The organism is Plantactinospora sp. B6F1 (assembly GCF_040120695.1).
In the GTDB taxonomy this organism is placed as follows: domain Bacteria; phylum Actinomycetota; class Actinomycetes; order Mycobacteriales; family Micromonosporaceae; genus Plantactinospora.
The window spans coordinates 83721-104372 of the sequence record NZ_JBEEAC010000023.1 but is presented as its reverse complement, the minus strand read 5'-3'; the positions used below and the strand labels follow the sequence as shown (position 1 = coordinate 104372).

Below are 20652 nucleotides of genomic sequence, written 5' to 3'. Positions count from 1 at the left end.
GCGGGGGTGGCCGGACCGGCGGCCAGGTCCGTCGGTGCTAGGGTGCCCCGGGTGACCGACGCAGATGTGTACCTCGTCGCCCAGCCGCGCCTCGACACCGTCGTGACGGAGTTCTCCGCAGACGCGCGGCGGCTGCGCAGCGACTACGCCGGGATGGCCTGGATCGGCGACCGCCCGGATCCCGACAGCGGCCAGTTGGGGCCCGACTACCGGCAGCGGGAGGTGGACTCGCAGCTCTTCCTGCCTGACACCCACTGGTACGACGTGGACGGGCTCGACGACGTCGAGGTGCAGGTCACCGCGGCTCTGCTCCAGGTGGCCAGCACCGCGATGCGGACCCAGGGGCTGGTCGGGGCGATCGCCGAGCCGGTGGTCGAGTTCTTCGAGCACCCCGAGGGACTGCCGGGGGTGGGGCTCTGCCTCGACCTGCGGGGCCAGATCTTCTCCAACCTCGGCGTCTCCTACCGGGTGACCGTGCTCTGCGCCCCCGAGGCCGTACTCCGGCGCGGCGAGTCCGCACAGCCGGACGAGGAGACCGATCAGCCGGACGAGGAGACCGCGTAGGGCTGGATTCGGGGCGGCGGCCAGCCGGTCCTCCCCGTCGTCGGTGCGGGCTTCACTCGCGTAGCCGCCACCGCCTCACTCGTGCAGCCGCCACGCCCGGCCGCCGCTCGCCGCCCGCTTGCCGGAGGGTGCACCGGAGGCTGCCGGGTCGGCAGGCGTGCCGGCCGCCGGCTCCGTCGGGGAGGAATCGCCGTCGGACGCGGCCGACGCGGTCTCCGCCCGGTCGGCGTCGGTGGCCCCGCGCCGGGGACGGCGCAGGTACAGCCAGGCGGCGACGGCCAGCCCGAGGATCAGCCCGGCGACCAGGCCGGTGGTCAACGAGCCGAGGCCCTGGTCCGGCTCGTCAACCGCCGCGTCGCTCCCCGGCGGACCCGCCCCGGGCGCCGCTGCGGCGGTCGGGCCGGCTGCGGCGGCGGGCGGGGCCAGGGTCAGCACCGGCGCCGGGAAGTCCGGCTGCGGGACCTCGGCCGACGGCGGCTGGTTCCAGTTCGTGACATGACCGTCCGAGTACGTCTGTACCAGGTGGAACGTCATCTGATCGGTCCGGGGCAGCGGGCCGAGCGAGACGACCAGCTCGGCCGGGCCGCCACCCGGCGCGGGTGCACCGGCCCGGGTCCAGACGATGCTGCCGACCACCTCGGTGACCTGCCCGTGGTGCACACCGTCGAGCGTCTGGTCGACCTTGCGCATCGTCATCCGGGGCGCCCACTGCGGGTCCGACATCGGGTACGTCTCCGCGACCGGAGCCGACTCCGGCATCAACAGCTCGATCTTGGTGGTGTACGCCGGCGCCCGGTCCTCGGTGACCCGGAAGACCAGCTTCGCCGCATCACCCTGTACCGCCTGTCCGGGGGTCACCGTCACGTCGGCGATCGCCGCCCCGGCGCCCAGGGTGGTACCCGCGACCATGGCGGTGACCAGGGCGACGATCCAGCACATTGCCCTGTGACGCACAGTGATGTCCCTTCGTCCGGCCGACACCCTGTGGTTCGGCTGTGGGGCGAGAAAGGTTCAACCAACGGGCCGGAATGTTACGCCGTCCACGCGCGGTGTCTCCGCGGCCGGTGACGAACTATCCTCGAAGCTCCGAGTTTCTTCCGTTAGTCGCCGGACGGCCCGGATCCTGGGCGGAGGCCCGACGTTATGCAGAACGTGCATCGAAACGTACGCCCTCTCGCCGTCGCGGCCGTCTCGGTGGCCGCCATCCTCCTCACCAGTTCCTGCGGGACCGACCCGGAAGCCGGCTCGGCGCCGCCGACGCCGACCACCGCCGCCGGCACGCACGGTGGACCGCACGGCACGGTCGACATTCCCCCGGCCGCGCCGCTGCGGCCGGGGGAGCGGTTCGTCAACCTGGGCATGGCGCGGCCGTACCGTCCGGCGGCACCGAACGGCGGCACCGACGAATACCGCTGTTTCCTGGTAGACCCGGACCTGACCGAGCCCGCCTTCCTGACCGGCAGCCAGTTCCTGCCGCAGAACGGCGACATGGTGCACCACGCCATCTTCTTCCGGCTCGATCCGGCGGAGGTGGAGGCGGCCCGCAAGCTGGACGGGGAGACCCCCGGCGACGGCTGGACCTGCTTCGGCGACGCCGGGATCGGCGACGCGGCCTGGGTGGCGCACTGGGCGCCGGGCGCGAACGAGACACTGCTCGCACCCGGTCTCGGCTATCCGATGCCGCCCGGCAGCCAGCTGGTGATGCAGGTGCACTACAACCTGATGGGCGTCCGGGCCGGCGCCGACGACACCGACCGGTCCGGCATCCGGCTCCGCCTCGTCCACGGCGCCGAGAAGGTCAACCCGCTCTCCACCGAGCTGCTACCGGCCCCGGTCGAGCTGCCCTGCGCGGCCGACGAACGGGGCGAACTGTGCCAGCGCGAGTCCGCGGTCCGGGACGTGGCGCAGCGGTTCGGCGCCGAGGCTGGTGCGCAGGCGGAACAGCTCAACCGGTACTGCAACCAGGGGCGTGCCCCGGCGGCCGGCGACACGCAGCACTGCGACCACCAGGTCAGGGAGGCCGGAGTGGTGCAGGCGGTCGCCGGCCACATGCACCTGCTCGGCAGGGCGATCAGGATCGAACTCAACCCGGGCACCCCGAAGGCGCGGACGCTGCTCGACATCCCGACGTACAACTTCGACGAGCAGGCCAACCGGCCGCTGCCGCAACCGGTCGCGGTCAGGCCCGGCGACGTCTACCGGGTCACCTGCACGCACGATGTCACGCTGCGGCAGCGCCTGCCCCAACTGCGCAACCTGCCGCCCCGGTACGTCGTCTGGGGCGAGGGCACCAGCGACGAGATGTGCCTCGGCATCGTCATCCTGTCCCGACCGGCCTGAGCTGCTGCCTCCGGTCCCGCCGCAGCATTGAGCGCGCCGTGGCTGGACCCCGAGGCGTCCCGGGCCTCGGTCGGCGATCTGCGGCAGCGCCAGGGGATGCGTCGCGCCTCCCGGTGCCGCCAGCGGGCCGGCAGGACCGCCAACACCCGGTCGGAGAGGACCAGGTGGGCGCCGTCCACCTCGGCCGTCGCCATCGTCAGTGCCAGGCGGCGCTGGTAGCCGTCGCCGGCGCGCAACTGCGCCAGTACGCCGGCGAGGGTGCCGTCACCGGCTATCGCCCCGGACGGCCGGAGCCAGCCGGCGGAGTCGCTCCGGGTACGGCAGTGGGTCCAGTTCGCGGAGCAACCGCTCGGTAGGGGTGGACACGGTGATCCATTGTGCCGACCCGGACCGGCGATGTGTAACCGGCACCGGGTTTCTAGCATGGTGGGGACCTGCCGCCGTACCGGCGGTGTCGGAGGCGGCGAGCGGATGTTACGGACCGAGGGACAGATGGCACAGACCGGTGGCGGGGGACGTCCGTCGACACGATCCACCCGGCTTCCCGCCGAGCCGGCGGCGAGCGGCGGGATCATCGAGCGGGCCGGTCGCATCGCCCGGCCCCACCAGCGGCTCGGCCAGCTCGTGCCGCGCCGCCCCGGGGGCATCACCGGCAATCAGTGGAACGCGGCGAGCCGGGGTCTCTTCGACTTCGTCGTCTCCGACCCGGACGGCCGGACGGCGCCGTACGCGGTCGAGTTGGTCGACACCAGCTTGCAGACTGCGCAGACGCAGCGGGACGAGCGGATGAAACACGCCGTCTGCGACGCGGTCGGCCTGGAACTGCTCCGGATTGAGTCGGCGACGCTGCAGCCGGCCACGCACGGCCGGCGGATCGTCGAGTACGTCATCGACGCCCGCGCCTTCCTGGCGGCGACCGGCGACCCGGCCGAGTATGCCGACCTCGCCCCGGACGCCCCGCGCAGCTACCGGGACATCGTCGGTCGGCTGCCGGACGGCAGCGACGGCCACGTCAACGACCTCGGGGCGGTCGCCCGGACGTCCGCGGTGGACGCCTACGTCAACCGGGAACTGGTCGACCCGATCCTGCGCAGCCTGCACCTGGACTGGAAGGACGGCTCGGCCGAGGGCTGGGCCTGGCTCCAGGTGCGGCCGGGGGCATACCTCTTCGAACGGGTCCGGGTCTGGCAGCACCGCTTCTCCTGCGGGGTCGAGCCGGGCCGGTTCGCCGAGGATCTGGCCACGATGGCGGTGGGGGAACGGCTCCGGCTGCGCGAGACCGTCGAGTTGCCGCTGACCGGCCGGGAGCGGTTGGCCGGCGAACTCGACGGGTTGCGCCGGCGCCGTGACGAGCTGCTCAACCCGTACGCCTTCGAGCACGTCTCGTTCGATTGACATCCTCTGGCGCGCTTGCCGGCCGGGACCCGGCCCGCTGGGGCGGGGGCCGGGTCGCCGCGGACCCGGCCGGAGGGATCAGGTGGCGGTGCAGGTCAGGGTCGGTACGGCGTTGCTGCCGGTCTGCGACCCGAGGAAGCCGAAGCTGGTGCTGGCACCGGCGGCGAGACTCCCGTTGTAGTCGGTGTTCCGGGCGGTGACACTGGATCCGCTGGTGGTGACCGTCGCACCCCAGGAGTTGCTGATCTGTTGCCCGTTGGCGAAGGTCCAGGTCACCGTCCAGCCCCGGATCGCGGCGCTGCCGGCGGTGACCCGTACGTCGGCCTGGAAGCCACCCGACCAGCTACCGGTGACGGCGTACGTCGCCGAGCAGCTACCCGTGCCGCCGGCCGGCGGGGTGCGGGTCGGAGTGGTCGTCGGCGGCGGGGTGGTGCGGGTCGGCGTCGGGGTGGGGGTACGGGTCGGGGTGGCGGTCGGCTGCGGGTTGCTGCCGCCGAAGTTCACGTCGCTGCACCAGTAGTAGTTCTGGTCGGCGTGGCTGGCCTTCCAGATCACGAACACGATGTGCCGGCCGGTCCGGCCCGGCGCGCTCACCGGCATCGTGATGGAGACGCCGTTCAGCACGGGGTCGCCGTTCTCCCGGGTGCCCTCGCCCGGGGCGTACCGGCCGGTCTCCCGGACAAGTTCGAGGTTGCTCCAGCCCAACCGCTGGGTGAGCGGGTTGAACCCCTGCCGGGTGACGTAGATCAGGAAGTAGTCCGCCCCGTGCAGCGCCTGGTCGTGCACGGTGACGTTGAAGTTGGTGCCGACGTTGGTGGCCTGCCAGTTGCCCGGGTTGTCCAGTGCGGCGTACCGGACGCCGCCGGTCTCGCCGGCACTGCAGAGTTGGCCGCTCGGCACGGCGGCCTGGTGGTTGCCGTTCACGCCTTCCCGGTAGAGGCCGTTCCAGTTCCACATGGCGTTCGGGTCGGCCTGCCAGGCCTGCCAGCACATTGGGTCCTGGGTGGCCATCGCCGGGTTCTGGAAGTCGTTGCCCCAACGCTTCCAGCAGCCGTAGTTGCGTGAGGCCGGGTTGATCGTCGAGCCGTGCGCGCTCGCGGTGTCCTGAGTGATCGCGAACGCGGTGGCGAGGAGGACGACCGCGGTCGCCGCGACCGCGAGGATCCGCAGGACCATCGGGGTGCGGTGCCGGGCCGGATTCAGAGGTTGGGCGAGTGAAGACATGGGATCCCCAGACGTCGATTGCACGAGCGAGCGAGAACGCGGGAGGCTGCCCGGTGCTCCCGCACCATTCACCCGGCTCCGGCGATGGTGTCCCTGGAGAGAGATTCACATCGCTGAATGGTGCTTGTCAATAGTTTGGGATGCCAACAAAATGCGTTCGACGCGGGCTCAGGGGCGGGGCTGGCCGCGCCGCTGCGCGGTGCGCTGGCGTACCTCGTCGAGGTGTTCGTTCATCGCGGCGACCCGGGCCGCGAGCCCCGGATGGTCGGCCCGGAGGTGCCGCTGGGCGTCCGAGAGCGGCCGGACCAGTGCGTTCGGGTCGGTGCCGCCGAGGGCGTCGTGCAGCCGGTCCAGGCTGGACCGGGCCGCCGAGCCGAGATCGGTCAGTGCGGTGATCTGCCCGGCGAGCTGGCGCAGGTCGGCGCCGTTGTCCCGGGCCCAGCGGGCCGCCGCGCGGTCACCGGCCCGGCGGTCCCGCTCGGCGCGTACCCGGTCGTCCCGGGTCTGCGGCGCGGCGTCCTCCTCGGCCGGACGGAGTCGCAGGTAGCGGCGCTCGGCGGCCTGCCGGCTCGCCACGCCGAGGGCGGGGGCCAGCTCTGCCCAGCTCGCACCGCGCTGCCGGGCGGCGACGATGAGCCGTGGCTCCCAGGACTCGAGTTCCGTGCGCAGGTGCCGGAGCAGGGCGAGCGCGGTGAGCACCTGGTCGAGCGTCACGGCGACCTCGCCGGTGTCCGTGCCGGTGCCCTCGCCGACCCGGGTGGTGACATCCTGCACCCGATCGAACGCCGTACCGGTCGGCGTCTGCTGGTCCATCCCGCTCCCGTCCTCGATTGACGTCATCGGTTAGATGACGATTCCCCTTGTCATCGTTACGACGACATGATACAACCGAGGTGTCGCGCATTGACAGCACTGTCGCCAGCACTAGGAGGTGGATCCGATGTTGATGCGCAGCGACACCTTCCGCGAGCTCGACCGGTTCGCGCAGCAGGCCCTCGGCACGCTGAGTTCGGGAACCTGGTCCCGGCCGACGGCCATTCCGATGGATGCTTACCGCAACGACGAGGAGTTCGTCGTCGCGTTCGACCTGCCCGGGGTCGCCCCGGACGCGATCGAGATCAACGTCGAGCGCAACCTGCTGACCGTCCGCGCCGAGCGCCGGCCGCCGAACCTCGGCGAAGGCGCCCGCATCCAGGTCGCAGAGAGGCCGCTCGGGGTCTTCTCCCGGCAGCTCTTCCTCGGCGACGGACTGGACACCGACCGGATCGAGGCCAGCCACGAGAACGGTGTGCTGGCCGTACGGATTCCGGTGAAGGAGCAGGCGAAGCCGCGCCGGGTGGCGATCACCTCCGGCGGATCCCGGCAGAAGGTCATCAGCGCCTGACAGACACAGCCCAGCCGGACCGGCGGTTCGCCGGGCTCCGGCGCGATCGGCGGTGGGGGTGACGGGGAGATGCGCAGCGGCGTACGACATGGGGTCTCGACACCCCGTTCGGTCCACGAGGCATTCGTCGAGCTGGTGCAGCGGGACGACGACCTCATGCGGGCAGAGTTCGAGGCGCTCGTCGACGCGTGCTGGAACCAGCCTCCTCCTCCGCCGCCGGCTCGGCCACAACCGGGGCCACGCCCGCCACTGTGGCCCGTCGGACCGCCCGATGGCGTGCGGTTCGTTGCCGTCGAAGCAGGTCCCGCCGCCAACCGATGGCGCCGGCAGCGGGGCCCTCCGGGAACTCGGACGGGCCCACCGGCAGACTGAACCTTTTTCAACCTGACCGCGCGGCGCTCAGACACCGCGTCCGACCTTGCGCTCCGACGGACCGCAAGGGGAGGTTGAAAGGTTCACTGAGGCAGGTGATGACTCGACCGTATCTCTCGTCGGCTTTCTCTCCCTGGGTGCCGGCGGACGGCAGCTCCGGAGGCGCGGCGGCGGTCCCAGACACCGCGCCAGGCGCGTAGGCGTACGGCCGTGCCGGCACCCGACAACAACCATCGGCCCGGTCCTCCTCGGGAGGGCCGGGCCGATGCGCTTGTCCGGCCACTTCCGGACGTCGCCACCGGATAGGGTGGGGCCGTGCGCCTGGTGCTGATGGCGGACACCCACGTGCCGAAGCGCGCCCGAGACCTTCCGCCGCAGCTGTGGGCGGCGGTCGACGAGGCCGATGTGGTCATCCACGCCGGGGACTGGGTGCACGAACCGCTGCTCGACGCGGTGGAGTCCCGCGCCACCCGACTCGTCGGGGTCTACGGCAACAACGACGGCCCCGAGCTGCGGGCCCGACTGCCGGAGATCGCCCGGGTCGAGCTGGCCGGCCTGCGGGTTGCCGTGGTGCACGAGACCGGTCCGGCCGGTGGCCGGGAACGCCGGTGCGCGGCCCGGTTCACCGACTGCGACCTGCTGGTCTTCGGCCACTCCCACATCCCCTGGGACAGCGAGGCCCCGGGCGGGCTGCGGCTGCTCAACCCCGGCTCGCCGACCGACCGGCGCCGCCAGCCGTACGCCACCTATCTGACCGCCGCGATCTCGGGCGGCCGGCTCGACGACGTCGTACTGCACCGCCTGCCACGCCGGACCTGACCCGGAGAGGAGTCGACCGTGCATGCCGAACTAATCGGGTACGCACGGCAGGTGCTCGGCTCCGCGCAGGTGGTCGCGGACCGGTCGTGGCGGCACGGTGCGGCGGGCGTGCTGGAGGTGCGGGACGGCAATGGAACCGTCTGGTTCGTGAAGGGACACGGCGACCCGGAGCGCTACCGGCGGGAGCTGACGGCGTACCAGCGCTGGGTGTCGGGGCTCGGCGGATGCGCACCGAGACTGCGGGCGTACGACGACGAGCGGCTCGCGCTGGTGCTCTCGGTGGTGCCGGGCGAGCCCGGCACCGCGTACGTGACGGATCCGGAGGTGCAGCGCGAGGCGGGGGTACTGCTACGCCGGCTGCACGAGACCGAGGCGCTGCCGCCGTGGACCGACCTGGTCGACTGCAAACTCGACGAACTGGACCGGCTCTCGGTCCGGGCGCACGGGCTGCTCGAACCCCGGGAACTCGACTTCGTCCGGGCCGAGCTGCGCAACCTCTCCGGTGTTCCGGCACCGCCCCGGGTGCCGTGCCATCTCGACTACAGCCCGCGCAACTGGCTCGTCGCTCGGGACGCCCGGCACCGGCCCGAGGGCCGGGTGCAGGTCATCGATTTTGAGTGGACCGCGCCGGAGGTCTGGGTCAACGACCTGAACCGACTCTACTTCGGACCGTGGCGGGACCGGCCGGATCTCGCCGACGCGTTCCTGGCCGGCTACGGGCGTACCCTCGACGACGCCGACCGGGCGGTGCTGCACGCCTGCGGGGCGCTGACCGCGGTCTTCATCGTGGTCTGGGCGCACGGGCGCGGGGACCCCGGTTTCGCGCAGGCGTGGCGGCAGAACCTGCACCGGTTGATGGACGGGTGGCGGTGAACGGGTGGCCGCGCAGGGTAACCGGCCGATCGGCCCGGAGCGGTCCGATCACCGGTTTGCCAGACTGTAGGGATGCATGACTTCGACGTGCTGGTGATGGGTTCGGGACCGGGTGGCCAGAAGGCCGCGATCGCGGCGGCCAAGCTCGGCCGCCGGGTGGCGGTGGTGGAGCGGCAGCACATGGTCGGCGGGGTGTGCATCAACACCGGGACCGTCCCGTCGAAGACGCTGCGCGAGGCGGTGCTCTATCTGACCGGGCTCAGCCAGCGGGAGGTGTACGGCCAGAGCTACCGGCTCAAGGACGAGATCACCGTCGCCGACCTGACGGCGCGGACCCAGCACGTCATCGGCCGGGAGATCGACGTGGTCCGCAGCCAGCTGACCCGCAACCGGGTACGCCTGATCACCGGTACCGCCCGGTTCGCCGACCCGCACACGGTCACCGTGACCGACCCGGCCGGGCGCGAGTCGAAGGTGACCGCCGAGAAGATCATCGTCGCCGTCGGTACCCGGCCGGCGCGACCGGCCAGTGTGGACTTCGACGAGCGTACGATCGTCGACTCGGACGGCATCATCAACCTGGAACGGGTGCCGAACTCGATGGTCGTGGTCGGTGCCGGGGTGATCGGCATCGAGTACGCCTCGATGTTCGCCGCGCTGGGCACCGAGGTCACCGTGGTCGAGCGGCGCGCCAACATGCTCGACTTCTGCGACCTGGAGATCGTGGAGGCGTTGAAGTACCACCTCCGGGACCGGGCGGTGACGCTCCGGTTCGGTGAGACGGTGGCGGCGGTCGAGCGGCACTCCCGAGGTGCCATCGCGGTGCTGGAGAGCGGCAAGCGGATCGCCACCGACACGGTGATGTACTCGGCCGGCCGGCAGGGGCTGGGCAGTGAACTCGACCTGGAGAACGCCGGTCTGGCCGCCGACGCGCGGGGTCGGATCGAGGTCGACGCGGAGTTCCGGACGGCGGTGCCGCACATCTACGCGGTCGGGGACGTGATCGGCTTTCCGGCCCTCGCCTCCACCTCGATGGAGCAGGGCCGGCTGGCGGCGCACCACGCCTGTGACGAGCCGGTGCGGGCCCTCTCCGAGGTGCAGCCGATCGGCATCTACACGATTCCGGAGATCAGCTTCGTCGGCCGGACCGAGGACGAGCTCACCCGGGACAGGGTGCCGTTCGAGGTGGGCATCTCCCGCTACCGGGAACTCGCCCGGGGCACGATCAGTGGCGACTCGTACGGGATGTTGAAGCTGCTGGTCGCCCCCGACAGCGGTCGGCTGCTCGGGGTGCACATCTTCGGCAGCGGAGCCACCGAACTCGTGCACATCGGACAGGCCGTGATGGGCTGCCAGGGCACCGTCGACTACCTGGTCGACACGGTCTTCAACTACCCGACGCTCTCCGAGGCGTACAAGGTCGCCGCGCTGGACGCGATGAACAAGATCCGGCACCTCGCCCGACTCCGAGACTAGGTTGTGGACGGCACGGAGGCTGTCGAGCTGGGTGCATGGATGGGGCACGCGGCGCCGGAGTTGCCGCCCCAGGCGGCGACGACCTGGATGGGCGACGACCTGGGGCGGGCCGTCATCCCGACCCGGCGTCCTGTCCACGATCTGTCACCTGACTGTCGTGTCGCGGCTGGCGTTGGCCAGTTGCATCGGGTGACGGGCATTGGCCGTAGCGGACCGGGGAGGCGCGACGATGATGATCCGACGGTACGGCGTGGTGGCCTCCGTGGTGGCATTGCTGGCCGCCGGGGCGGGAACGGCCCGGATCGCCTCCGGCAACGCCGAGCGCAACGACGACGACCCGGAGCGCCGAGGCGTCCTGCGGGAACGGCTGACCGGCTACCAGGAGGACCCGTTAGCGATCTCGACAAGTGGCGACGGTGGGTTCCGCCTCGCCGTGGACGAGGCGGGGCAGGAGCTGACCTACCGGCTGCACTACCGGGCGTTGGAGGGAGAGGTCACCCAGGCGCACATCCACGTCGGTGGCTGGGCCCGCAGCGGCGGGATCAGTGCCTTCCTCTGCACCAACCTCGGCAACGGTCCGGTGGGCACCCAGCCCTGCCCCGCCGCGCCGGCCACGATCAGCGGTACGGTCCGACCGGCCGACGTGATCGGGCCGACGGCCCAGGGGATCGCGCCGGGAGAGTTCGGCGAACTGGTCGCGGCGGTACGGGCCGGTGTCACGTACGTCAACGTGCACAGCTCGCGCCATCCCGGTGGCGAGATCCGGGCCCAGCTCTGGCGGCATCGGCACTGACCGGCACGCGCTACCATCGTCGGCCGCCCCGGGCACGCCGGCCCGGTAGCCACCAGTTCCGGTCCCCGAGAAGCTGCATGGCCGCCGGTACCAGCACCAGCCGGACGATCGTGGCGTCCACCAGTACGGCGGCGGCCCGCCCGACCCCCATCGCCTGCAGTGCGCGGTCGTCGAAGGCGTCGAACGCGGCGAAGACGCAGACCATGATCGCGGTAGCGGGGGTGATCACCCGGGCCGTCGCGGAGAGCCCGTCGGCGACCGAGCTGGCGTTGTCGCGGGTACGCAGGTACTCCTCCCGGATCTGGGAGAGCAGGAACACCTCGTAGTCCATCGACAGTCCGAAGACCACCACGAAGAGCATCGTCGGTACCCAGGCGTCGACCGGGCCACCGTCGCCGGTGCCGAGCGGCCCGGCCAGCCAGCCCCCACTGGAAGATCGCGACGATCACCCCGTACGCCGCGCCGACCAAGCGCAGGTTCACCAGCACCGCCTTGAGCGGTACCAGCAGGCTGCGGAAGACGACGGTGAGCAGCAGGAACGAGGCGACGAGTACCGTACCGGCCAGCCACGGCAGCCGCCGGACGGTCAGTTCGGCGAAGTCGATCCCGGCCGCGTTGGCGCCGGTGACCAGGATCGGAGAACCGGGCTCGGCGAGGCGGCCCGCAGCCCGGTCGTCCCGGCAACGTCGGTCGGGTCAGTGCCGGCGGGCGGGTCGGCGGCGACCAGCAGCAGCGGACCGTTCGCCCCCGGTCCGAAGCCGGCGGTGACCAGGTCGTACGCCCGCCGGGTGGTGTCCGGCTCGCCCGGGCCGCCGCCCACGACGTGTAGGCCTGCAACACGCCGACGCCGAGTACCGGACCGGTGTCCACGGCCCAGGCCGGTGCGGTCAGCCCCCGCTCTCAGTCCACCTCCGCACCGTAGCCAGCGTCGGCACCGCCGGCATCAGCCGCCCGGCGTACCGCCGCTACCGCCGTCGCGGTACGCCCTGACCTGCTCACCTGCGGCACGCGGGGCAGGTTACCCGGGCCGGGTCCGTGGACGTTCCCTCCGTCGGCGACAGCTTCGCCACCACCTCACCGCAGGCCGTCCGCCGGGCGCCGGCCGCCTGAATCCGGTGCACAACCATCCCGGGTCTCCTCTCGTCAGTCAACGCCGGACCAACTGGATCACACCAGCCGTCCGAGCGTGGGCCGGAGACCGGTCTCCTCGGCGTCGACCCGGCGGCGTACCGCGCCGAGCAGCGCCAGGCAGCCGCCCCGGGGCGCACAATCGCGACACCGGCCGCCGCCCCGGTGCTGGCGTTCGACCTCGACGTCGGCCCGCCACCGGGCTTCGATGTCGTCCACGTAGTTCCCCTTCTGGTACGTGGCGCCCCGGGATCCCGGATCACTGGACGCTGGCGGCCTCGCCAATCTCCGGCACATCGCCCGGCCTGGGGTCGGTAGCTCCGGAGAGGCAGGCGGGTGCTCGTGTCGTTTGCTCGGCCTACCGCTCGCGGTCATCGTGCTGACGAGTTGGCGCACCTGCAGCGCTGGGAGTTGCATCCCGCTCCCTACCGACGTAGTCCGGAGGCTTTCGCAAGGTGGACGCGCCGCACTCCGGGCACCACCGCTCTTTGACCTTGAGGCTGAACAGTCCTGCCAGGAATCCCAGCATTATGGCGCTGATCAGAGCACCAAGCGTCATCACGGGTCACCCTTCGCCTGCTTGAGGGTGGCTGCCGGACGGACACCGTTGCCGCAGGCCGTCCGGCAGCCTCGAGAGAACCTCGTCACCGAACGGACAGACGTTTGGTACGTCCGTTCTACCGAAGTTCCGACATGACGGTATGAGCGGGCCGTCAACGGCGTCCATGATGTTGCGAAGTATTGCGACCCTACTTGCCAGGTTGGTCGATCGTGCGGCTGATCAGCGCCCGTGCCTCGGGGCCGTACAGGGCCGACACCTGAAGGCGGTCGAACATCCGGGCATACAGCTCGATCTCATGTGGCCGGGTTACCTCGATACTCGCCGTGGGCGTCTCCAAGGCAACCAGCAGGTTGTCGAACATCCAGAAGCCGGTGGAAGCGACCGCAGGGCGTTCGGTCATCAGGGGAATGATGCCCACCGAAACGTTCGGCAAGGACATCACCGCGAGCAGCCGGTCCAGCTGCCCGGCCTGGGTGGCGGCGTCCCCGAACCAGGTACGCAGTGCCTGTTCCTCCAGCACCACAACGAACCGTTTGCCGCGCTGGTAGAGCACCCGCTGACGTTCCATCCGCACCGCCACGGCCTCGTCCAGATCGTTGGGTGTTTCCAGGAAGTCGATCCAGAACGACAGCATCGCCGCCGTGTAGTCGGCGGTCTGGAACAGCCCGGGGATGGCGTTGTGCTCGTAGATCCGGAACACCGACGTCTGCTCGTACAGGGCAACGGTGTGCGCGCCAAGCACCCGCTTCATGCCCGCCCGGCTGTGGCGCCGGAACTCCAGGTACGCCGACTCCACCGCGCGCAGCGTGGCGGTCAGATCCGGGATTTGGTCCTCGGCGTTGCACGCCCGGCACCAGGCGCGGATGTCACTGTCGGTCGGCGGCTGGACGCCATGCTCGATCTTGCTGACCCGCGTGAAGTGCTGGTCGGTCAAGGCCGCCAGCGCCCGCCCCGTGAGCCCTGCTTCCTTGCGCAGCTCACGGAGGCGGACACCGAGCGCCTCTTGGCCCTGGCGGGCAGCGCTAGACGGGTTGGTAGTCACGGTGCGGGATGGCCAACTTCCATACATCCTCGAACGCCGACCGGCACAGCCGCAGGTCGTGGGGATCGGTGGATGCCACCCGGTCGACGGCCAGGCCGTTGCCCGCGTAGATAAGGAAGACCGCCAAGCGATCGTCGAACAGGTAGTAGTCGTTGCCCGGCAACGCCAGCGAGGACACCAGGCGACGCGGCACCCAGCGGATGCACTCGCCCGCGTCCACCATGGGCGCAGCGATGCTGTACGACCAGCGCTGATAGTCGCTCAGCGGCTCGGAGACAATACGCGCCCGGCGCACCGATCTACCTGCCTTGACGTGCTCGCGCAGGCTTTTGCACCAGCCCTCCAGCCACGTCAGGTCATCCGGCTCGCCGGCGGCCCACTTGGCCATGTACGGCAGCTCGACCGCAGTGCCGTACGCATCGCGCGTCTCCAGGTGGATGGCATCGCGTTCGAAGCTCACCAGCAGCCGCTCGAACTCGTCCTCACTGATCGAGGTCACGATCCCCCTGCCTGAAGAACTGGAGCATCCGGTCCGGGATCTCCACGCAGGACTCACCCTCCGGGATGCTCATCTGTGCCAACGCCGCTGGATCCGACACCACCCAACCCTGCACCACCCAGCTCTCCCGGTCGGTGCGGTACACCGTGGGCGAGCCGGTCGGGTTCGACTCCGGATCCTTACCGATCAACGTTAGGCGCATGGTCCACTCCCTGTCCTGCTGATTGCGGGATGTTGCGACGTGGCCATCCTGAGGGTAGGGGCGCAAGACGTCAAGGAGTGACTTTCGACTTACGGATAGCGATGGGTGGGTGGGGCGCTTCGCCGCGCAGCCCGTCGCGCCACGACACGACGCGCGGACCGATCCCATCACGCACAGTGCCCTCCCAGGTCACGGCTGGGGTCGTTGCGGCCGGTAGGGGCTGGCCTCCGCCGTTCCGGCGGAATTGACGCCGGTCACACTGATGCTCTTGACGGAACGTGGCGCCGTGGTTAATGTCCGGTAACTTTGTGACCCGCGCCACAACCGAGAACCGGGGGTTCCCGGATGCTGCAGGTGCGCAATCTGGAGGTCGTCTACGACGACGTGATGCTGGTGCTGCGCGGGGTGAGCCTCGCCGTGCCGCCCGGCGGGATCGTCGCGCTGCTCGGCGCGAACGGCGCCGGCAAGACCACCCTGCTGCGGGCGGTCAGCGGCCTGCTCGGCGTCCACGACGGCGCGGTCACCAAGGGCACGGTCACGCTCGACGGGGAGCCGATCCACCGGCTCCGCCCGGCCGCCGTGGTCCGCCGAGGCGTCTGCCAGGTGATGGAGGGACGCCGGATCTTCGCCGAGCTGACCGTGGAGGAGAACCTGCGGCTCGGCGGGCACACCGCGCACCGGCAGGTCCCGACCCGACTGGAGTACGTCTTCGGGCTCTTCCCGGCGCTGGCCCGGCGCCGCCGGCACACCGCCGGATACCTCTCCGGCGGCGAGCAGCAGATGCTCGCGATGGGCCGGGCGCTGATGGCGCAACCGCGCTACCTGCTGCTCGACGAGCCCAGCCTCGGGCTCGCCCCCCGGCTGGTCGACCAGGTCCGGGAACTGATCACGGCGATCAACTCGACCGGTGCCGGAATCCTGCTGGTCGAGCAGAACGCCACCATGGCACTCTCGCTGGCCACCCACGGCTACGTGCTGGAGACCGGCCAGGTGGTGCTGGACAAGCCGGCCGAACAGTTGCTGGCCGACGACGACATCCGGGAGTTCTATCTCGGGCTCGGAGCCGCCGCCGGTGCCGGCCGGCGGTCGTTCCGGGAGGTCAAGCACTACCGGCGGCGCAAGCGGTGGTTGTCGTGACGACCGGGGCGGCGACCGGCCGGGCGGCGGGCCGGGCCGAGCAGACCGGCAACCAACGCGTCGACGGCGACGCGGACCCGATCCTGCGCTTCGAGGACGTCCGGCTGCACTTCGCGGGCGTACGGGCGATCGACGGAGTGAGCTTCACCGTCGGCCGGCACGAACTCTTCGCCATCATCGGGCCGAACGGCTCGGGCAAGACCTCCATCTTCAACGTCCTCTCCGGGGTCTACCGGCCGCAGACCGGGCGGGTCCTCTTCGACGGGATGGATCTGGTCGGCCTCCGGCCGCACGCCATCGCGGCGCTGGGCATGGCCCGGACCTTCCAGAACGTCGAACTCTTCGGCAACCTCACCGTGCTGGACAACCTGCTGCTCGGCCGGCACCCCCACATCGGCTACGGCCCGCTCGCCGCGATCGCCTGGCTGGGCCGGGCCCGCCGGTCCGAGATCGCCAACCGGGCCGCGGTCGAGGAGATCGTGGACTTCCTCGAACTCCAACGGTGGCGGCGGATGCCGGTCGGACTGCTGCCGTACGGGGTGCAGAAGCGGGTCGAACTGGGCCGGGCCCTGGCGATGGAGCCGAAACTCCTGCTGCTGGACGAGCCGGTCGCCGGGATGAACCTGGAGGAGACCGAGGACATGGCCCGGTTCGTCCTCGACATCCGCGACGAGTTGGACATCCCGATCGTGCTGGTCGAGCACGACATGGGTCTGGTGATGGACCTCGCCGACCGGGTGCTGGTGGTCGACTTCGGCCAGGTCGTCGCGACCGGCGACCCGGCGGAGATCCCGCACCACCCGGACGTCGTACGGGCCTACCTCGGCGGGACCGGCGACATCCGACGGGAGGAGCCGCGATGAAGGAGCCCGGCGGTGCCCCGGCCACCACCATCGCGGTACGGGTCCGCGACCGCGCTCTCGCCACCCCGGAAGCCGTGGCGATGCGGGAGAAGGACCGGGGTATCTGGCAGGAGGTCACCTGGGCCGGCTACTGGGACGCGGTGCAGACCGTGGCGCACGGGCTGCTGGCCCTCGGCGTGCAGCCGGGCGACCGGGTGGCGATCCACGCGGAGAACCGTCGGGAGTGGCTCTTCACCGACGTGGCGGCCGTGGCGCTGCGGGCGATGACGGTCGGCCTCTATCCGACCAACCCGGCGCCGGAGGTCGGCTACCTGCTCTCCCACTCCGGTGCCCGGGTCCTGGTCGCCGAGGACCAGGAGCAGGTCGACAAGGCGCTGGAGGTCATCGGCGACTGTCCGGAACTGGAGCGGATCGTCTATCTCGAACCGCGCGGCATCCGGCACCGCTACCGGCACCCCGCCCTGCTCGGCTGGGACGAGCTGCTGGCGATCGGTGCCGAGCACCGGGCGGCCGAGCCCGGGGCGGTGGCCGCGCGGATGGCGGCGGCCACCGCCGAGGACGTCGCCACCCTGATCTACACCTCCGGCACCACAGGTCCGGCCAAGGGCGCGATGCTCACCGTCGCCAACGTGGACTTCGCGATCCGGGTACTGGTCGACGGCGGCGGGTTCGCCGACCCGCCGCCGGGGCCGGACGACCTGCTCCTGTCGTACCTTCCGCTCTGCCACGTCGCGGAGCGGATCTTCACCACCTGGTTCAACGCCGGTGCCGGGGTGCAGGTGGCGTTCGCCGAGTCGATCGACACGGTGCAGCCGAACCTGCGGGAGGTGCAGCCGACGATTCTGTTCGGGGTGCCCCGGATCTGGGAGAAGATCCTCGCCGGGGTGACCATCCGGCTGGCCAACGCCTCACCGGTCAAGCGCTGGAACGCCCGGCTCTGGCTCGGGGTCGCCGACCGGATCGCCGGAACGCTGGTCCGGACCGGTGGCCGGCACACCGTCGGCACCCGGGCGGCGTACGGGATCGGCTGGCTCTTCTGCTACCGGGCCCTGCGGGTGCGGATCGGGATGCGCCGGGTCCGGTACGCCGCCTCCGGCGCCGCCCCGATCGCCCCGGACGTGCTGCGGTTCTTCATGGGCATCGGCGTCCGGATGCACGAGGTGTACGGGATGACCGAGAACACCGCGGTGGCCACCGGAAACCGGCCGGGCCGGGTCCGGCTCGGCACGGTCGGCGAGCCGCACCCCGGCGTCGAGTTGCGGATCGACGAGGAGACCGGGGAGATCCTGACCCGGCACGGGGGCGTCTTCGCCGGCTACTACCGGGATCCGGGCGCGACGGCGGCGGTGCGCGACGCCGACGGATGGCTGCGGACCGGCGACATCGGCGAGTGGGTCGCCGGCACCCATGTGCGGATCACCGACCGGGCCAAGGACATCATGATCACTGCCGGTGGCAAGAACGTCGCCCCCTCGGAGATCGAGAACGCGCTGAAGGCGTCGCCGTACGTCAAGGAGGCGATCCTGGTCGGCGACCGCCGGCCCTACCTGACGGCGCTGGTCGGGATCGAGCTGGAGACCGTGGGGGAGTGGGCACAGCGCCGGGGGCTGGCGTACACCACCTATCGGGACCTGGCCGGCAAGCCCGAGGTCCGGACCCTGGTCGAGGGGCTGGTCGCGGCGGTGAACGCCGGCCGGGCCCCGGTCGAGCAGATCCGGCGCTTCACGCTGCTGCCCAAGGAACTCGACCACGACGACGGCGAGCTGACCGCCACCCAGAAGGTACGCCGGGCCGCCGTCGCCGCACGCTTCGCCGAGGAGATCGACGAGCTGTACCGGCGCGCACCGGCCCGGACCGGTCCGGGGGAGGCGGGATGACGGAGCTGGCCGAGAGCCTGCTGCGCGGCCTGGGCACCGGCAGCGTCTACGCCCTGCTCGCCCTCGGGTTCGTGATCATCTACAAGGCGACCCGGGTGATCAGCTTCGCCCAGCCCGCCTTCATGCTGGCCGGTGCGGTGCTGGTCACCTACCTGGCCGGGCCGGTCGGCTTCTGGGCGGCGGTGCCGGTCGCCGCGGTACTCACCGCCGGGCTGGCGCTCGGGGTGGAGCGGGTGGCGGTGCGGCCGATGGTCGGGCGCCCGGCGTTCGTGGTCGCCATCATCACCCTCGGGGTGGACGTCGCCGTCCGGGTGGTGGTCAACGGCTTCATCGGGCTGGATGTCCGGCACGTCGGCGACCCGTGGGGACTGCGTACCGTGACCATCCCCGGCACCGGGATCGACCTGCAACAGCGGCACCTCGCCGCGCTGCTCGCCACCGCCGTGCTGATCGTCGGGCTCTTCGCCTTCTTCCGGTACACCCGGATGGGGCTGGCGATGCGGGCCGCCGCCTACGACCAGGAGGCGGCCCTGGCCCAGGGCGTCTCGGTCGGTGGGGTCTTCGCACTCTCCTGGGGGCTGGCCGGCGGCCTGGCGGCGGTCGCCGGCACCTTCGCCGCCGCCGGCGCCAGCGTCGACGCGGCGCTCTGGCTGATCGCGCTGACCGCGCTGCCGGTGATCATCCTGGGTGGACTCGACTCGCTGCCCGGCGCGGTGGTCGGCGGGCTGGCCGTCGGGACGATCCAGGAACTCACCGCCAGCTACCAGCAGCACGCGCCCTGGCTCGGCGGCAACGTCTCGGTGATCAGCCCGTACGTGCTGATGCTGCTGGTCCTGCTGGTCCGCCCGTACGGGCTCTTCGGCACCAGGGAGGTCGAGCGGGTTTAACCCTTCCCTATGGCTGGAAGCCGGGGGATCTCTGGCTCAGACCGCACGAGACCACCGCCCTGGAAGGAGGTGATCGCATGTCTTATGTCGTCGGCGCCGGCCGATGTACCCGGCTGCGCGGACGTCCCGACCTGCACACCTCGTACGCGCAAGAGTTGAGCCTTTTCGACACCCCGGCCAAGCGGGCGGCGATGGCGGTGCTGCTGGTCGCCGCCCTCCTGATGCCGTTCCTGCTCACCGACGAGGTGCTGCAACTGCTGGCGCTGGGCTGCGTCGCGGCGATCGGGGCGATCGGGCTGGGACTGGTCACCGGGTACGCCGGCCAGGTCTCGCTGGGGCACGCCTTCTTCCTCGCCGTCGGCGCCTACACGGCGGCGGCGATCAGCGGCGACCCGGACGGCCGGGTGATCGGGTTCGGGGTCACCAACATCCTGGTCTGGCTCCCCGCCGCCGGCCTGGTCGCCGGGCTGGCCGGGGTGCTCGTCGCCCCGCTCGCCACCCGGCTGCGCGGGCTCTACCTGGCGATCGTCACCCTCGGCCTGGTCTTCATCGGGCAGCACGTCTTCAGCGAGTGGTCGGCGCTGACCGGCGGTGCCGGGGTCGGCCGGCCGGCGGCCACCCTGGAGTTCTTCGGGCAGCCGATCGCCGCCACCGGTCCGCTGGGCACCCGGGACCAGAAGCTCTACTGGCTGATGCTGCTGCTCCTGCTCGGCTTCGCGCTGGCCGCCGCCAACCTGGCCCGGTCGAAGGTGGGGCGGGCGTTCACCGCGATCCGGGACCGGGACATCGCGGCCGGGGTGATCGGGGTGAACCTGGCCCGGTACAAGACGATCGCCTTCGCCGTCTCGTCGGCGTACGCCGGCTGCGCGGGGGCGCTGCTGTACACCATCACCGGGTTCTTCGACCCGGGCTCGTTCAGCCTGCTGCTGTCGGTGCAGTACATCGCGATGGTGCTGATCGGCGGTGCGGGCACCATCTCCGGCGCGATCGCCGGGGCGTTCTTCATCACCCTGCTGCCCCGGTTCACCCGGGAACTGCAGGCGTGGGTGCCGTTCCTCAGCGCCCAGCCGAACGAGGTGCCGAACGTCTTCCAGGTGGAGACGATCCTCTACGGCGTACTCCTGGTCGTCTTCCTCATCTTCGAGCCCCGGGGCCTGTTCGGGATCTGGGTACGGGTCCGCAACTACTGGAAAACCTGGCCGTTCTCCTACTGAA

The 20652-nt window shown here is 71.2% G+C and carries 22 protein-coding genes; 13 read left to right on the top strand and 9 right to left on the bottom strand.

Annotated features, from left to right (window positions below):
* The first annotated feature begins 51 nt into the window (after nt 1–51).
* Complete coding sequence (locus tag ABNF97_RS25115; RefSeq protein WP_130463243.1) at nt 52–564, top strand: hypothetical protein; 513 nt, start codon at nt 52–54, stop codon at nt 562–564.
* 75 nt (nt 565–639) lie between these two features.
* Here ABNF97_RS25115 and ABNF97_RS25110 read toward each other — a convergent pair whose 3' ends face one another.
* On the bottom strand, nt 640–1518 hold the full coding sequence (locus ABNF97_RS25110) for a DUF1775 domain-containing protein (protein WP_130463242.1): 879 nt from the start codon (nt 1516–1518) through the stop codon (nt 640–642).
* A 189-nt stretch (nt 1519–1707) separates the two neighbouring features.
* Here ABNF97_RS25110 and ABNF97_RS25105 point away from each other — a divergent pair, with 189 nt between their 5' ends.
* Nucleotides 1708–2904: a monooxygenase gene (locus ABNF97_RS25105; RefSeq protein ID WP_349340018.1), complete on the top strand. Its 1197-nt coding sequence runs from the start codon at nt 1708–1710 to the stop codon at nt 2902–2904.
* Between the two features lie 492 nt (nt 2905–3396).
* Complete coding sequence (locus ABNF97_RS25100; RefSeq protein WP_349340017.1) at nt 3397–4299, top strand: DUF2726 domain-containing protein; 903 nt, start codon at nt 3397–3399, stop codon at nt 4297–4299.
* Nucleotides 4300–4377: 78 nt separating this feature from the next.
* On the opposite strand, the gene ABNF97_RS25095 is transcribed toward ABNF97_RS25100, so the two are convergent.
* Both ABNF97_RS25095 and ABNF97_RS25090 read right to left on the bottom strand, forming a co-directional pair.
* Nucleotides 4378–5475 carry a lytic polysaccharide monooxygenase auxiliary activity family 9 protein gene (locus ABNF97_RS25095; RefSeq protein ID WP_349340016.1) on the bottom strand — a complete coding sequence of 366 codons (1098 nt, stop codon included), beginning with the start codon at nt 5473–5475 and terminating at the stop codon, nt 4378–4380.
* 216 nt (nt 5476–5691) lie between these two features.
* Complete coding sequence (locus ABNF97_RS25090; RefSeq protein ID WP_207230536.1) at nt 5692–6363, bottom strand: type III effector protein; 672 nt, start codon at nt 6361–6363, stop codon at nt 5692–5694.
* Nucleotides 6364–6463: 100 nt separating this feature from the next.
* On the opposite strand from ABNF97_RS25090, the gene ABNF97_RS25085 reads away from it, so the two are divergent.
* The 5 genes from ABNF97_RS25085 to ABNF97_RS25065 all read left to right on the top strand — a co-directional run bounded on the left by ABNF97_RS25085 (nt 6464) and on the right by ABNF97_RS25065 (nt 11240).
* The gene (locus ABNF97_RS25085; protein ID WP_130463238.1) at nt 6464–6907 is read left to right on the top strand and encodes an Hsp20 family protein; all 444 of its coding nucleotides are present in this window, start codon (nt 6464–6466) and stop codon (nt 6905–6907) included.
* A gap of 687 nt (nt 6908–7594) precedes the next feature.
* Nucleotides 7595–8098, top strand: a complete 504-nt coding sequence (locus ABNF97_RS25080; RefSeq protein WP_130463237.1) for a YfcE family phosphodiesterase — start codon at nt 7595–7597, stop codon at nt 8096–8098.
* An 18-nt stretch (nt 8099–8116) separates the two neighbouring features.
* Nucleotides 8117–8971: a phosphotransferase gene (locus tag ABNF97_RS25075; RefSeq protein ID WP_349340015.1), complete on the top strand. Its 855-nt coding sequence runs from the start codon at nt 8117–8119 to the stop codon at nt 8969–8971.
* A gap of 72 nt (nt 8972–9043) precedes the next feature.
* Nucleotides 9044–10447 carry a Si-specific NAD(P)(+) transhydrogenase gene (sthA, locus tag ABNF97_RS25070; RefSeq protein ID WP_349340014.1) on the top strand — a complete coding sequence of 468 codons (1404 nt, stop codon included), beginning with the start codon at nt 9044–9046 and terminating at the stop codon, nt 10445–10447.
* 229 nt (nt 10448–10676) lie between these two features.
* Nucleotides 10677–11240, top strand: a complete 564-nt coding sequence (locus ABNF97_RS25065; protein ID WP_349340013.1) for a CHRD domain-containing protein — start codon at nt 10677–10679, stop codon at nt 11238–11240.
* A gap of 10 nt (nt 11241–11250) precedes the next feature.
* On the opposite strand, the gene ABNF97_RS25060 is transcribed toward ABNF97_RS25065, so the two are convergent.
* The 6 genes from ABNF97_RS25060 to ABNF97_RS25035 form a co-directional block, all read right to left on the bottom strand.
* Nucleotides 11251–11658, bottom strand: a complete 408-nt coding sequence (locus ABNF97_RS25060) for an MMPL family transporter (protein ID WP_349340022.1) — start codon at nt 11656–11658, stop codon at nt 11251–11253.
* 168 nt (nt 11659–11826) lie between these two features.
* A complete protein-coding gene (locus ABNF97_RS25055) occupies nt 11827–12060 on the bottom strand; it encodes a hypothetical protein (RefSeq protein WP_349340012.1) in 234 nt (77 codons plus the stop codon).
* 347 nt (nt 12061–12407) lie between these two features.
* On the bottom strand, nt 12408–12587 hold the full coding sequence (locus ABNF97_RS25050; RefSeq protein ID WP_349340011.1) for a hypothetical protein: 180 nt from the start codon (nt 12585–12587) through the stop codon (nt 12408–12410).
* Between the two features lie 530 nt (nt 12588–13117).
* Nucleotides 13118–13972: a helix-turn-helix domain-containing protein gene (locus ABNF97_RS25045; protein WP_349340010.1), complete on the bottom strand. Its 855-nt coding sequence runs from the start codon at nt 13970–13972 to the stop codon at nt 13118–13120.
* Nucleotides 13953–14471 carry a DUF6879 family protein gene (locus ABNF97_RS25040; RefSeq protein ID WP_349340009.1) on the bottom strand — a complete coding sequence of 173 codons (519 nt, stop codon included), beginning with the start codon at nt 14469–14471 and terminating at the stop codon, nt 13953–13955. Before ABNF97_RS25040 ends, ABNF97_RS25045 begins: the two co-directional genes overlap by 20 nt.
* Nucleotides 14455–14673, bottom strand: coding sequence for a hypothetical protein (locus ABNF97_RS25035; protein ID WP_349340008.1), 219 nt, complete (start codon nt 14671–14673; stop codon nt 14455–14457). Before ABNF97_RS25035 ends, ABNF97_RS25040 begins: the two co-directional genes overlap by 17 nt.
* 345 nt (nt 14674–15018) lie before the next feature.
* On the opposite strand from ABNF97_RS25035, the gene ABNF97_RS25030 reads away from it, so the two are divergent.
* From ABNF97_RS25030 to ABNF97_RS25010, 5 genes are all read left to right on the top strand, one after another.
* Entirely contained in the window at nt 15019–15810 is a 792-nt protein-coding gene (locus ABNF97_RS25030) for an ABC transporter ATP-binding protein (protein WP_349340007.1), read from the top strand.
* The gene (locus tag ABNF97_RS25025) at nt 15807–16673 is read left to right on the top strand and encodes an ABC transporter ATP-binding protein (RefSeq protein WP_349340006.1); all 867 of its coding nucleotides are present in this window, start codon (nt 15807–15809) and stop codon (nt 16671–16673) included. Before ABNF97_RS25030 ends, ABNF97_RS25025 begins: the two co-directional genes overlap by 4 nt.
* A complete protein-coding gene (locus ABNF97_RS25020; protein ID WP_130463230.1) occupies nt 16670–18550 on the top strand; it encodes an AMP-binding protein in 1881 nt (626 codons plus the stop codon). The genes ABNF97_RS25025 and ABNF97_RS25020 overlap by 4 nt, the downstream gene beginning before the upstream one ends.
* Nucleotides 18547–19437, top strand: a complete 891-nt coding sequence (locus ABNF97_RS25015; RefSeq protein WP_130463229.1) for an ABC transporter permease subunit — start codon at nt 18547–18549, stop codon at nt 19435–19437. The genes ABNF97_RS25020 and ABNF97_RS25015 overlap by 4 nt, the downstream gene beginning before the upstream one ends.
* Before the next feature lie 77 nt (nt 19438–19514).
* Nucleotides 19515–20651 (top strand): branched-chain amino acid ABC transporter permease, encoded by a 1137-nt coding sequence (locus ABNF97_RS25010; protein WP_349340005.1) that lies wholly within the window; start codon nt 19515–19517, stop codon nt 20649–20651.
* Nucleotide 20652: the final 1 nt, after the last annotated feature.

Excerpts from the sequence above, each read along its gene's own strand:
- ABNF97_RS25105 (WP_349340018.1), top strand. The coding sequence starts at position 1,708 with ATGCAGAACGTGCATCGAAACGTACGCCCTCTCGCCGTCGCGGCCGTC.
- ABNF97_RS25100 (WP_349340017.1), top strand. The coding sequence starts at position 3,397 with ATGGCACAGACCGGTGGCGGGGGACGTCCGTCGACACGATCCACCCGG.
- ABNF97_RS25095 (WP_349340016.1), bottom strand. The coding sequence starts at position 5,475 with ATGGTCCTGCGGATCCTCGCGGTCGCGGCGACCGCGGTCGTCCTCCTC.
- ABNF97_RS25090 (WP_207230536.1), bottom strand. The coding sequence starts at position 6,363 with ATGACGTCAATCGAGGACGGGAGCGGGATGGACCAGCAGACGCCGACC.
- ABNF97_RS25085 (WP_130463238.1), top strand. The coding sequence starts at position 6,464 with ATGTTGATGCGCAGCGACACCTTCCGCGAGCTCGACCGGTTCGCGCAG.
- sthA (WP_349340014.1), top strand. The coding sequence starts at position 9,044 with ATGCATGACTTCGACGTGCTGGTGATGGGTTCGGGACCGGGTGGCCAG.
- ABNF97_RS25065 (WP_349340013.1), top strand. The coding sequence starts at position 10,677 with ATGATGATCCGACGGTACGGCGTGGTGGCCTCCGTGGTGGCATTGCTG.
- ABNF97_RS25035 (WP_349340008.1), bottom strand. The coding sequence starts at position 14,673 with ATGCGCCTAACGTTGATCGGTAAGGATCCGGAGTCGAACCCGACCGGC.
- ABNF97_RS25030 (WP_349340007.1), top strand. The coding sequence starts at position 15,019 with ATGCTGCAGGTGCGCAATCTGGAGGTCGTCTACGACGACGTGATGCTG.
- ABNF97_RS25020 (WP_130463230.1), top strand. The coding sequence starts at position 16,670 with ATGAAGGAGCCCGGCGGTGCCCCGGCCACCACCATCGCGGTACGGGTC.
- ABNF97_RS25015 (WP_130463229.1), top strand. The coding sequence starts at position 18,547 with ATGACGGAGCTGGCCGAGAGCCTGCTGCGCGGCCTGGGCACCGGCAGC.
- ABNF97_RS25010 (WP_349340005.1), top strand. The coding sequence starts at position 19,515 with ATGTCTTATGTCGTCGGCGCCGGCCGATGTACCCGGCTGCGCGGACGT.